General features: G+C 71.6%; 12 protein-coding genes and 1 tRNA gene. 6 read left to right on the forward strand and 7 right to left on the reverse strand.

Features of this window, described 5'->3' with window-relative positions; translation table 11 throughout:
- Positions 1-5: 5 nt before the first annotated feature.
- The 3 genes from ACPCK6_RS21850 to ACPCK6_RS21860 are packed head-to-tail and all read left to right on the forward strand — an operon-like array spanning position 6 to position 2,508.
- On the forward strand, positions 6-1,340 hold the full coding sequence (locus tag ACPCK6_RS21850; RefSeq protein ID WP_423482062.1) for an LLM class flavin-dependent oxidoreductase: 1,335 nt from the start codon (positions 6-8) through the stop codon (positions 1,338-1,340).
- Positions 1,337-1,900: a flavin reductase family protein gene (locus tag ACPCK6_RS21855; RefSeq protein ID WP_396883967.1), complete on the forward strand. Its 564-nt coding sequence runs from the start codon at positions 1,337-1,339 to the stop codon at positions 1,898-1,900. Before ACPCK6_RS21850 ends, ACPCK6_RS21855 begins: the two co-directional genes overlap by 4 nt.
- Positions 1,897-2,508, forward strand: coding sequence for a malonic semialdehyde reductase (locus tag ACPCK6_RS21860; RefSeq protein WP_423482063.1), 612 nt, complete (start codon positions 1,897-1,899; stop codon positions 2,506-2,508). Before ACPCK6_RS21855 ends, ACPCK6_RS21860 begins: the two co-directional genes overlap by 4 nt.
- A gap of 1 nt (position 2,509) precedes the next feature.
- Here the strand turns inward: ACPCK6_RS21860 and ACPCK6_RS21865 are convergent, their stop codons facing one another.
- Positions 2,510-2,965 carry an RrF2 family transcriptional regulator gene (locus ACPCK6_RS21865; protein WP_013284925.1) on the reverse strand — a complete coding sequence of 152 codons (456 nt, stop codon included), beginning with the start codon at positions 2,963-2,965 and terminating at the stop codon, positions 2,510-2,512.
- Between the two features lie 7 nt (positions 2,966-2,972).
- Positions 2,973-3,890, reverse strand: coding sequence for a helix-turn-helix transcriptional regulator (locus ACPCK6_RS21870; protein ID WP_423482064.1), 918 nt, complete (start codon positions 3,888-3,890; stop codon positions 2,973-2,975).
- Positions 3,891-4,079: 189 nt separating this feature from the next.
- Here ACPCK6_RS21870 and ACPCK6_RS21875 point away from each other — a divergent pair, with 189 nt between their 5' ends.
- Positions 4,080-4,856, forward strand: a complete 777-nt coding sequence (locus ACPCK6_RS21875; RefSeq protein WP_091427952.1) for a glucose 1-dehydrogenase — start codon at positions 4,080-4,082, stop codon at positions 4,854-4,856.
- A gap of 75 nt (positions 4,857-4,931) precedes the next feature.
- Here the strand turns inward: ACPCK6_RS21875 and ACPCK6_RS21880 are convergent, their stop codons facing one another.
- Positions 4,932-5,363, reverse strand: coding sequence for an SsgA family sporulation/cell division regulator (locus ACPCK6_RS21880; protein ID WP_007457244.1), 432 nt, complete (start codon positions 5,361-5,363; stop codon positions 4,932-4,934).
- A 273-nt stretch (positions 5,364-5,636) separates the two neighbouring features.
- Between ACPCK6_RS21880 and ACPCK6_RS21885 the strand changes: the two genes are divergently transcribed.
- Both ACPCK6_RS21885 and ACPCK6_RS21890 read left to right on the forward strand, forming a co-directional pair.
- Entirely contained in the window at positions 5,637-6,176 is a 540-nt protein-coding gene (locus ACPCK6_RS21885; RefSeq protein ID WP_423482065.1) for a TIGR02611 family protein, read from the forward strand.
- Positions 6,177-6,226: 50 nt separating this feature from the next.
- Positions 6,227-6,298, forward strand: a tRNA-Val gene (locus ACPCK6_RS21890).
- Positions 6,299-6,384: 86 nt separating this feature from the next.
- Here the strand turns inward: ACPCK6_RS21890 and ACPCK6_RS21895 are convergent.
- From ACPCK6_RS21895 to ACPCK6_RS21910, 4 genes are all read right to left on the reverse strand, one after another.
- Positions 6,385-7,605: a tyrosine-type recombinase/integrase gene (locus ACPCK6_RS21895; RefSeq protein ID WP_423482066.1), complete on the reverse strand. Its 1,221-nt coding sequence runs from the start codon at positions 7,603-7,605 to the stop codon at positions 6,385-6,387.
- On the reverse strand, positions 7,605-7,802 hold the full coding sequence (locus tag ACPCK6_RS21900; protein ID WP_089008620.1) for an excisionase family DNA-binding protein: 198 nt from the start codon (positions 7,800-7,802) through the stop codon (positions 7,605-7,607). Before ACPCK6_RS21900 ends, ACPCK6_RS21895 begins: the two co-directional genes overlap by 1 nt.
- Positions 7,799-9,349, reverse strand: coding sequence for a replication initiator (locus ACPCK6_RS21905; RefSeq protein ID WP_423482069.1), 1,551 nt, complete (start codon positions 9,347-9,349; stop codon positions 7,799-7,801). Before ACPCK6_RS21905 ends, ACPCK6_RS21900 begins: the two co-directional genes overlap by 4 nt.
- Before the next feature lie 532 nt (positions 9,350-9,881).
- Positions 9,882-10,415 carry a hypothetical protein gene (locus ACPCK6_RS21910; protein WP_423482067.1) on the reverse strand — a complete coding sequence of 178 codons (534 nt, stop codon included), beginning with the start codon at positions 10,413-10,415 and terminating at the stop codon, positions 9,882-9,884.
- Between the last annotated feature and the right edge of the window lie 771 nt (positions 10,416-11,186).

Below are 11,186 nucleotides of genomic sequence, written 5' to 3' on the forward strand. Positions count from 1 at the left end.
CAGCCATGTCCCGGACCCTGCACCTCAACGCCTTCCTGATGGGTGTCGGCCACCACGAGGCGGCCTGGCGGCACCCGCGCGCCGACCCCAGCCGCCTGGCCGACGTCCGCCACTTCCAGGAACTGGCCCGCATCGCCGAGCGGGGCACGCTCGACTCGGTGTTCCTCGCCGACGGGCTCGCCGTCGGCCCGGCCGTACGCCACAACATCCAGGCCGTCTTCGAGCCGATCACGCTGCTCGCCGCGATCGCCACCGCGACCGAGCACATCGGCCTGATCGCCACCGCCTCCACCACGTACACCGAACCGTTCAACCTGGCCCGCGCGTTCGCCTCGCTGGACCACCTCAGCGGCGGCCGGGCCGGCTGGAACATCGTCACCTCCGCCCAGGCCCGGGAGGCCCGCAACTTCAACCTCGACGACCACCCGGCGCACGCCGACCGCTACCGGCGGGCCGCCGAGTACGTCGACGTGGCGATCAAGCTCTGGGACAGCTGGGAGGACGACGCGCTGACCCTGGACACCGCGGCGGGCGTCTTCGCCGACACCGCCCGGGTGCACGAGATCGACCACGCCGGGGAGCGGTTCCGGGTCCGCGGACCGCTGAACACGCCCCGCCCGCCGCAGGGCCGGCCGCTGCTGGTGCAGGCCGGCTCGTCCGCCGACGGGATCGCGTTCGCCGCCCGGTACGCCGAAGCAGTGTTCACCGCCCAGCAGACGCTCGCCGACGGCCAGGCGTTCTACGCCGCGCTGAAACGGGCCACCGCCGACGCCGGCCGTGATCCGGAACTGGTGAAGGTGCTGCCCGGTATCGCGCCGGTCATCGGGGGTACCGAGAAGGAGGCCCGTGCCCTCGCCGACGAACTGGAGGCCCTGATCGTGCCCGAGCACGCGCTCGCCCAGCTCTCCGGCATGACCGGGCTCGACCTGACCGGGCTGCCGCTGGACGGCCCGCTGCCGGATCTGCCCGACGCCGGCACCGTGCAGTCGCACCAGAGCCGCTACCAGCTCGTCGTCGAGCTGGCCCGGCGGGAACGGCTCACCCTGCGGCAGCTCATCGGCCGCCTCGGCGGCGGACGCGGGCACCGCGTCGTGGTCGGCACCCCGGAACAGATCGCCGACCAGATCGAGCTCTGGTTCACCCAGGGCGCCGCCGACGGCTTCAACGTCATGCCACCGCTGCTACCCGATGGGCTGGAGGCCTTCGTGGACCACGTCGTACCCCTGCTGCGCCGGCGCGGGCTGTTCCGGTCCGCGTACACCGGGCGTACCCTGCGCGAACACTACGGCCTGCCCCGGCCGGCCAGCGTCTACGCGACCCGTGAGCTGGTGGCGTCGTGACCACAGTGGACCGGCCCGGCGCCGGGACCGTCGAGCTGCGCCCGGTCGACGTCGACTCGTTCCGCGGCCTGCTACGCCGCCAGGCGTCCACCGTCACCGTGGTCACCACGCCCGGCCTGCGCGGCAACCGGATGCGGCCGGACCTGCCGCCGGCCGGCTTCACCGCGACCTCGTTCACGTCGGTGTCGCTCGACCCGCCGCTGGTCTCGGTCTGCCTGGGCCGCGCGTCGTCGAGCTGGCCCACCGTCGAGCAGGCCGAGCACGTCGCGGTGCACCTGCTCGCCTCCGGCCAGCAGGAGATCGCGCAGATCTTCGCCACCAGCGGCATCGACAGGTTCAGCGCCCACCCGGGCTGGACCACCGGGCCGTTCGGGGTGCCGCTGATCGGCGACGCGCTCGCCGTGCTGCTGTGCCGGGTGGTGCGCCGGATCGAGGCCGGCGACCACACCATCCTGCTCGGTGAGCCGCTCGCGCTCGGCGCGGGCGAGGACGGCGACCCGCTGCTGCACCACCGGGGTGGCTACACCACCACGCTCGGCGACTGGCCCGACGCGTGGTGACCACCGCCGCCGACGAGCTGATCGCGCTCGACCGGGCCGCCCAGGACCTGCTGTTCCGGGCGGCCCGCACGGCAAACGCGTTCACCGGCGAGCCGGTCACCGACGAGCAGGTCCGCGCCGTCCACGACCTGATCCGGTACGGCCCGACAGCGATGAACGCCCAGCCGTTGCGGGTGCTGCTGCTGCGCTCCGCGGCGGCCCGGGCCCGGCTGCTGCCGTACGTCAGCTCCGGCAACCGGGACAAGACGGCCTCCGCGCCGCTGACCGCTGTGCTCGCCGCCGACGTGGACTGGCACGACCGGCTGCCCGAGCTGTTCCCGCACCGCCCCGGCGCCCGCGACTGGTTCACCGGCGACCCGGCCGGCCGGGAGGCGCAGGCCCGGTTCAACGCCGCGCTCCAGATCGGCTACCTGCTGGTCGGTGTCCGCGCCGCCGGGCTGGCCGCCGGACCGATGGCCGGATTCGACGCCGCAGGCGTGGAACGGGAGTTCTTCCCCGGCGGCCGGCACCGGGTGCTGCTGCTGATGAACATCGGCCGCCCGGCGCCGGACGCCTGGCGGGAACGGCTGCCGCGCCTGCCCTACGAGGAGGTGGTCGACACCCTGTGAGTCAGCGCGGCTCCCACGCGTCCGGCTGGGCGGTCAGCTTGCGTACGTGCGCCGGCAGCCGGCCACTGACCAGCTCGTCGAGGCTCACCTCGTCGACCACGCGGCGCACCGAGGCGCGTACCGCCACCCAGAGCCGGGGCAGGTTCTCCGCCGCTCCCTCGTACCTGGTCTCCTCGGGGCGCAGCCCGCGTACCCCGGCGAGCGGACCGTCGACGGCGCGCAACACGTGCCCGATGGTGATCTCGCGCGGCGGCCGGGCCAGCGTGTAGCCGCCCTCGGCGCCGCGCTGGGCCCGGACGACCCCGGCCCGGCGCAGGTCGGCGAGGACCGCCTCGAGGAACTTGCGCGGCATGTCCTGCTCCGCCGCGATGGCCTGGGTGGACAGCAGGGTCGGGTACGCGGTGGCCAGGCTCAGGGCTGCCCGGACCGCGTAGTCGCCGCGCGCGGAGATCTGCACAGTGCCATCATGCCTGGCCGCCGGGCGCGGGGGAGTCGGCGGGCGGCCGGGGTCGCACCAGACGGACGGGCAGCGGGCGCTCGCGCTCGGCCCGGAACGTCCCCGGGCTCACCCCGACCTCCCGGGTGAAGAAGCGGCCGAAGTTCGTCGGCTCGGGAAAACCCAGCTCCCGGCCGATCGCGGCGATCGACTCGTCGGTGGCGGCGAGCAGCCGGCACGCCTGCAACGCCACCCGCTCGTCGATCACCTGTTTGGCGCTGCGGCCGGTCACCGCCAGGCAGGCCCGGGTCAGGGTACGCACCGAACACCCGAGCTGGGCGGCGTAGTCCTCCACCCGGCGGGTGTGCCGGTAGCCGCGTTCCACCTCGCGGCACAGCCGCCGGAACGTCTCCGTCTCGGCCCGGGGCGTCGCGCCGTCGCCCGGATGCGGCAGCAGGCTCAGCCGCAGCAGCAGGACGGCGAGCTGGTGACGCAGCAGCGCCGCGGCGGCCGGCACCAGCGCGTGCCGGTCGGCGTCCACGGCGAGCTGGCTCACTTCGCTGATCACCGCGTCCTCGTCCTCGCCGGCGAGCTGGCGGTGCGCCGGTACCGCGTCCGGGTCGACGTCGAGGCCGCGCAGCGCGTCCGGCCGCCAGCTCACCACCGTCGCGTCGAGCTGGGCGCCGACGAACCGCAGCGCCTGGCCGGGATGCGCGCGCAGCAGCGTGCCCGGACGGCAGGGGACCGGCCGGAAGTCCAGCTCGGCGGTGCCGTGGCCGTGGGTGACCAGGATCAGCAGATCACGGTCGAGCAGGACCGGGCGGGGCCAGCCGGGCTCGGCGGCGAGGTCGCCGAGCACACCGGTGACGATCTCGTCGGTGCCGGAACGGAGCTCCGGCAGACCGGTGCGGGTGGCCGGGGAGGGCTGACCGGTAGTGACCATCATCCCGACGGTAACCGGAGCGCCCGCACGTTGCATCTCGACGCTTTCACCCGCTCGGGCCGCACTTGTCGGCAGCCGAGCCGGACGGTTAGGTTACCGATCGGTAAGACCCCGGGCCGGCGTGCGTTGCGCACCCGGCCGACGCGGCCCCGGCCGACCGGCCCGCGGCCGGGCGACGGCGATGGGATGGGCATGACGGATCTGTTCTCGGTCGACGGCAAGACGGTCCTGGTCACCGGTGGCTCACGCGGGATCGGGCTGATGATCGCGCGGGGCTTCGTCCGGGCCGGCGCCAAGGTGATCATCTCGTCGCGCAAGGCGGACGTGTGCGAGTCGGTCGCCAAGGAGCTGTCCGCCGAGGGCCACTGCGAGGCGATCCCGGCCGACCTGGGCAGCGACGCGGGCGCACTGGCGCTCGCCGAGGCCGTGCGGGAGCGTCACGACCGGCTGCACGTGCTCGTCAACAACGCCGGCGCCACCTGGGGCGCGCCGCTGGAGGAGTACCCGGAGGGCGCCTTCGACAAGCTCTGGGCGGTCAACGTCAAGGCCGTCTTCCGGCTCACCACCGCGCTGCTGCCGCAACTTCGGGCCGCGGCCGGCGCCGACGACCCGGCCCGCGTGATCAACATCGGGTCGATCGACGGCATCCGCGTGCCGTGGATGGAGGTGTACGCGTACTCCGCCACCAAGGCGGCGGTGCACATGCTCACCCGTGGCCTCGCCCACCAGCTCGCCGGCGAGCAGATCACCGTCAACGCGATCGCGCCCGGACCGTTCGAGAGCAAGATGATGGCTTTCGCGCTGGACGACCCCGAGTCGCGCGCGGCCATCGAGCAGCAGGTGCCGCTGGGCCGGATCGGGCGGCCCGAGGACATGGCGGGCACGGCGATCTACCTGGCGTCGCGGGCGGGCGCGTACCTGACCGGAGCGGTCATCCCGGTCGACGGCGGGATCACCACGCGCGGCTGACGCGTACCCCCGGTTCGGAGACGGCCCGGGGCCGCGCGGACTCGGCAGATCCGCGCGGCCCCGGGTGTCGCCGTGTCAGCGACCGGCCAGCAGCCGGTTCACCGCGGTGTCGACGTCCAGGTGCTCGGCCTCGCGGCCGCGCGGGACGACGACGTAGGTCCGGCGCAGGAAGCGCACCAGCACGCTGCGCGGAACCTCGAACAGGGCGTTGCCGTCCGGCGACGACAGCGCCAGCGCGACGAAGTCGCCGCGCGGGGTGGCCCACGGCCAGACCCGCACATCACCGATGCCGGCCGGCTCGTCGAGCCCGGTGACCAGCAGTTCGCGAGCGAACGACCAGCTCACCGCCTCGCCGCCGGCGGACTCGGCGTGGAACAGGACATGGACCGCATACGGGTCAGCAGGGTCGTAACGCAGACTGGCACGCACCGGCAAGGCGGTGGCGTCAGGCGCGACGAGCCTTAGCGACGTCTCGACCTCTACGGTCGTCGGTCGGATGACACTCATGGACGTTCTCCCCCCGGCACCGCTGCGGAACGCGCGTGTCCCGCTTTTCCCATACTCAGGTGCTGCTCCTGGCTACGCTCCGCCATACGCTGACTTCACCCAGTGGTGGGAAGGGGTTCCGAAAGCCCCCGGGACCGCGTGGCCCCGCGTAGAATTTCCGGTTCCGCCCACTCCGTCGTTCCGCCCGGCAACGGGTGGTTCAGTCGTCGACTTACTCCGGTAACGTCCAGTCGTGAGCAGGGGTGACGGTCCCGCGCGACACTGGGGGTGGAAATGGTCACGAGGGGCTCCTCGGTGACGTCGCGGACCACGGCCGAATCGCCGAAAGGTGCGGCCCGAGCAGCCGAAAGTCGGGGGTACGAGGTGCCGGTGGAAGGGCGGTCGCAAGGCGCTCTCATGGAGCAGCGCCAGCGGCGACGGGGCTGGCGGCTGCGCCTGCACACCACGCTCGACCTGATCCGCGCCAACCCCACCGGCCGCGTCGCCCTGAAGATCTTCATCGGCATCCTCGGCGCCATCGTCGTCACCGTCGGTATCGCGCTGATCCCGCTACCAGGGCCCGGCTGGCTGCTGGTCATCGCCGGCCTCGGCGTCTGGGCGGTCGAGTTCCACTGGGCGCGACGGCTGCTCGCGTTCACCCGCCGGCACGTCAACTCCTGGACGCAATGGGTGAAGATGCGGTCGCTGGGCGTGCGCTTCGTGCTCGGGGCGGTCGGGCTCGCCTTCGTGTCCGTGGTGGTGTGGCTGTCGCTGAAGTACAGCTTCGGCATCGACGTGGTGGCGGAGGCGCTGCACTACCTCGCGACGCACTGAGGCCCGGTTTTTGGTCCGGGCGGGTGATCGGGTAGAGTCATGCGCGCTGAGGGCGATTAGCTCAGCGGGAGAGCGCTTCGTTCACACCGAAGAGGTCACTGGTTCGATCCCAGTATCGCCCACGCAGGTCAAAGGCCACTTCCCGGCTTCGGGAGGTGGCCTTTCTGCTTGCGTACAGCAGCTTTGTACAGCAGTTCTCGTCAGCGACTCAGCGACTCAGGGAGTCGCCGAGGCGCTTGAGTGCGTCTCTCGTCTTTGTCGATGTGACCTGCGTGTAGATCTCCATCGTTACGGAGAAGCGGGCGTGCCTCAGCACCTGCATGGCGACTCTGGGGTGGACGTCGAGGTCGGCCAGGAGGGTGGCGCAGGTTCTTCTGGCGTCGTGGACGGTGATCGGCTTGACGCCTGCCTTGTCGCATCGCGTCTGCCAGGAGCGTTGGAAGTTGCGGGGCTCGATCGGGGTGCCGTAGCGGGTGGTGAAGACGAGTCCGCCTTCGTGCCACGCCTTGCCGGCGGCTGCTCTCGCCTCGTCGCGTTGCTCGCTTCGCAGTTTCAGGGCCGTGAGGCAGATGTCGGGCAGGGGGAGGGTGGCGTCGGATGCCTGGGTCTTGGTGTCGCGGTGCAGAAGCTGCCCGCGTACGCGTTGGAGCTGGCGGCCGATGGTCAGCTCTCCGGCGTCGAGGTCGACGTCCTCCCAGGTGAGTCCCAGCGCTTCGCCTTTGCGGAGACCGGTGACGAGGACCAGGGCGTAGGCGGCGTATAGCGGGTCGTCGTCTGCTCTCGCGGATTCCAGGAACTTCCGCGCCTCGTCGCTCGACCAGGACCTACCCCGCCGACGGCGGGCCGTGGCGAGGGTGACCGCGACGGCGGGGTTCTTGGTGATGAGGTCTTCGGCCTGGGCGTGGGTGAGGGCGGCCCGCAGCGCGGCCCGGATGTCGCTGACCGTGCGGGTCGACGGGACTGCCTGGCAGCAGCGGCCGACCGCGCAGCAGCGCCGCTTGTGCTTCGGGCGGGCGGCGTCCTTGCCCTGGGCGCAGCACTGGCAGGTCCGGGCGACCTGGTTGATCCACGTCTGCACGTCGCGGGACTGGAGCCGGTCGAGTCGCTTCGCGCCGAGGCCGGGGGAGATGTAGAGGCGGACGAACGTTTCGTAGGCGGCGAAGGTGAGGGGTGCCCGGTTCGGCTGGACTATCTCGGTGAGCCAGTAGGTGAGGAAGCTGCCGACCGTGGGGACACTGGTCGCCACCGGGCCTTGCTTCGCCTGCTGGTGCAGCTTGATCCACTTGTCGTGGACGGCGTCGCGGGTCTTGCCGTAGACGTACTTGCGGGTGCGCCGGCCGTCGGGCTTGGTGACCCAGACGTAGGCGGCGAAGCCGTTGCGGTACGGGAAGATTGAGCCTTCGCCGTTGGCTCGTGCGCGTCCGGGCATCAGGCGGCCTCCTGGCGTTCGACCTGTTCGCGGATGTAGTCGTCGACCCATTCGGGGAGGATGCGGCGGTACTTGCCGTCCTTGATGGAGCGCAGCTCGCCGGTGGCGATCTTCATCTTGACCTTGGAGATGCCGAAGCCGAGCAGGACGGCGACCTCGGCGGGGGAGTACCAGCGCGGGGTGAGGTGTCGGCTCATGCGGCCACCCAGGTCTCGTGGGCGAGTTCTTCCCGTCCGATGCGTCTGCTCTCGCGCCGCTGGCGGGCGGCGGTGTTGGCGAGCAGGGCGTCTCCCTCGGAATGCCAGCCGGAGCCGATGTAGGTGAGGGTGCCGACGCTGATCGTGTCGGCCGGTTCGTCGTCCTCTTCGCGGCGGTAGGTGGCGCGGGTGTCGCGGAGCTGGCCGAAGGTGACGGAGTAGCGGCGGGCCTTGGTGAGGAAGTGGCCGCCGAAGCCGAGCATGTGCGCCCAGCGCCGCAGCCCGGCGTAAGCGTTCGGTTTGGTGTCAACGCTGTCTTGACGGTCGTCGGCGGTTGCGGCGCCGCCGGCTGTGTCGGTGTGGGTGGGGCGGCCGAGGTGCCAGCAGGCGTCGATGAGGCGGGCGACGTGGTCGCCTCCGGGGTCGGCGTAGTCGTCGACCGTGGCCGGGGTGAGTCGGGTGGAGGAGTGGCCGGTGGCTTCGGTGGCCTTGGTGGCGTACTTGGCGAGGTACGCGGCGACCTTGGCATCGGTCAGTTCGCCGTCGCTGCTGTTGATGCGTTTGACGTCGACCTGCTCGCCCCAGGCGATCAGCCAGCCTTCGGGCCGGTCGGGGTGCGGGGGTGTGGTGACGGTGATCTGCCGGGCGGCGGCGCGGATCGCGTCTTCCAGGTCGTCGACGGTGATGCCGGCCGGCGGCGGTACGAGGCCGTCCGGATCGTAGGGGTCAACGCCGTCCAGGCGCAGCAGGACGTGAAAGTGCACGGCTGCGCGGCGCTGCATCTCGGCGACCTTTCCGTGCGACACCCGCACGGGCGGCACCCAGCGGACCTTGCCGGAGGCGGTGACGATGCCGACCTTCGGAATGCCGCGTCGACGGCACGTTGCGCCGACGTGGCGTTCGGCGGCTTGCTTGGTGCGTCGCCACAGCTCGCCGGAGAAGTAGTTCCAGACGACCTGGTGGGCGTGGTCGTAGCAGTCGAGGCACAACGGCTGGCCCAGCTGCGGATCGTCGGCGTCGTGGCGGGCGAAGCACGCTATGGGCTGCCCGTGCGGGCAGGTTCCGGCGTTGCTGCGGGCGCGGCAGGGTGCGGGTCGGCAGTCGCAGCGTTGCCGGTTACGGCAGGTGTGGCGGGGGACGTGGCGGTGGTGGACCGGGCCGAAGGACGGGGCGGTGAAGGTGGCGAAGACGACCGGGTGCCGGCCGACCGAGGCGGGGACGCCCTTGCCGCCGGTAAGGCCGCGACAGACGACTTGGTAGGCGTCGCCCTGGTAGACCCAGGCGCAGCCCGGGCACACCGATTCGCGGCGGTTACCGCACGCCTTGTACAGCGTCCGGTCGGGCAGCTCGTCGGTGTGCTGCTCGCTCAGGACTCGGCCTGTGTTCCGGTCGACGGCGGCGATCGTGCCGCTGAGGCGGACCGGGCGAGCACAGCCGCCAGCGGGACGGGTGTGCTCCAGCCAGCCGGAGAACTCCGGCGTAGCGGCGCGGCGCAGGGCCTGGGCGTCACGACCGGCGGCGAGGCCGGGGCGGTAGGTGGTGAAGATGGCTGTCTCCTCTTGCGGGGGTGGCAGGGACGGGAGACGAAGCACCCCCCAGCCGTGGACGCATGTCCGCTGGTGGTGTTCGTCGTGTCTCCTGGCACCGCCGAGAGGGCGGCTCACGCCGGAGGGCGGAACCGTGGTCGTACCACTTCCCGCCGATCGGTCATGTCCTTTCACGCTCGTGGACGTAATGGGCCGGCACGGGTGGGGAGCCTGGACTGTCGGCATCCGGCGGGTTGCAGCAGGCTGCCCCCACCCGTGGAGGTGCGCGAATCCGGGCCATCGTGGACGGCAGGGAAGGCCGTGCTGGGCCGATCAACGGATTCAGAAACGGCACGGCGGCCGGTGCGATTGAGAGCCGGCGGGACGTGGCCCGCATCAGCGGCAGGAAGGCCGCTCGGCATCTCCGACGTCGAGTCCAGCGATCCGGCAGGAAGGCCGCGCTGGCGTGCTCGACGAGCGCCAGAGTAGCACCGGGTACCGACACGTCAACCCACCCAAGTCCGCCAAAGAACCACCACACCTGAGGCGGTGGTCAGTCAGCCTGCTCAGGTGGGAAGTCGTCGGCGAAGGCAGCGTCGGCTGCTGCCGCCGGCATGCAATCGTGTTCGTGGGCCCAGGTGCCTGCATCGTGGAGCACGGGCTCCGGCCCGTCGTCGGTGACGAAGGTGAAGTCGACGCGTTGAGGCAGGGTGCGCAGCCCGCACTGTCCCTCGATGGGCTTGAGCCGTTCCCACTTGCACTTTGCGGCGACCAGGGCGTCGGCCACCTGAGCGAAGGTCAGTCTCGCGGGCAGAGCGATAACCTCCCCGGACTGCGCTTGGCTCGGCAGCTCGACCGTCCCTCGCCAACTCTGGACCATCACCGAGGTAATGATCCGGCAGCGGCATACGACGAACTCGACATCACCGTAGGAGTACAGGTGCGGCCATCTGTGGCCTCTGTCGATCCGCCCGATGTCCCACGGCATGCCGTACACGGCAACGACCTCCGGTAGACGGGCACCGGGATAAAGGAGGCCGACCTGGCCAGTTGCGCCGAACGCTGCCAGGACGTCGAGCGCCTCCATGCTTCTAACCTCCCCCGGATGACCGTCTCTCCGGCTCACAAGCCAGATGACCAACCGTATGGGTCCTGTCAAGCAGCTGGTGGGCGCGATCATCGAGCATCTCCCGTGTCAAATCACCGGCCGGCTGTCGGCGGTGTGGGAGGATTTTCTTTACATCGATCAAGGCGGCCCGCAACGGGCCGCACGCGCCGCCGCCTGGGCGCGCGTCCGTCGCTCCGCTGGCGCTCCGACTCCGGCCACGCAACACGCCCGGCGGCTGGCGCGGAAGCGGGAAGCCCAAGGGGCCGCCGCAGAACGGCAGGGCGGTTGACCGGGTGGTGGTGGGCCGGCAGCCGGCCGGGCCGCGCGGCCACGAGTCGGCGCGGCGTAGGGAAGCGCACGCCGGCCGCCTCGGCGATCTGGCGGCGGTCGCGGGGTTGCGGTTACTGCGCCTCCGGCGGGGGCGCTCGGGCTCCGAGATGGTTGCAACCCCGTCAGCGCGTTGCGGTCCGTGGGTGGTTGCGCTGGCCATCCCGCCAGCCGACGACCGGGGCAAGCCGAGCAGACCCCCGCCCGACCCGCCAGCGTCCGACCATGCGTCAAGGCCGTCTTGACGTGGCGGGCCGGGCGGCGGCCCCCTCCCCGGAGGGCGGGTCGACGGCAGACGGGATGGTCCAAACTCAACCTAGTTGGATGTAGGCCGAGACGGTGAAGAGTGACCTGCAGAAGGGAGTTCCCGCCCGATTTGCTGACAGCTGGACGGGAACTCCCTTCTCCCACTAGCGCAGGCTA

The sequence above is a fragment of the Micromonospora sp. AB353 genome (genome assembly GCF_049538395.1).
Taxonomy (GTDB): Bacteria; Actinomycetota; Actinomycetes; order Mycobacteriales; family Micromonosporaceae; genus Micromonospora; species Micromonospora aurantiaca.

Excerpts from the sequence above, each read along its gene's own strand:
- ACPCK6_RS21885 (WP_423482065.1), top strand. The coding sequence starts at position 5,637 with ATGGTCACGAGGGGCTCCTCGGTGACGTCGCGGACCACGGCCGAATCG.
- ACPCK6_RS21875 (WP_091427952.1), top strand. The coding sequence starts at position 4,080 with ATGACGGATCTGTTCTCGGTCGACGGCAAGACGGTCCTGGTCACCGGT.
- ACPCK6_RS21895 (WP_423482066.1), bottom strand. The coding sequence starts at position 7,605 with ATGCCCGGACGCGCACGAGCCAACGGCGAAGGCTCAATCTTCCCGTAC.
- ACPCK6_RS21850 (WP_423482062.1), top strand. The coding sequence starts at position 6 with ATGTCCCGGACCCTGCACCTCAACGCCTTCCTGATGGGTGTCGGCCAC.
- ACPCK6_RS21910 (WP_423482067.1), bottom strand. The coding sequence starts at position 10,415 with ATGGAGGCGCTCGACGTCCTGGCAGCGTTCGGCGCAACTGGCCAGGTC.
- ACPCK6_RS21870 (WP_423482064.1), bottom strand. The coding sequence starts at position 3,890 with ATGATGGTCACTACCGGTCAGCCCTCCCCGGCCACCCGCACCGGTCTG.
- ACPCK6_RS21900 (WP_089008620.1), bottom strand. The coding sequence starts at position 7,802 with ATGAGCCGACACCTCACCCCGCGCTGGTACTCCCCCGCCGAGGTCGCC.
- ACPCK6_RS21880 (WP_007457244.1), bottom strand. The coding sequence starts at position 5,363 with ATGAGTGTCATCCGACCGACGACCGTAGAGGTCGAGACGTCGCTAAGG.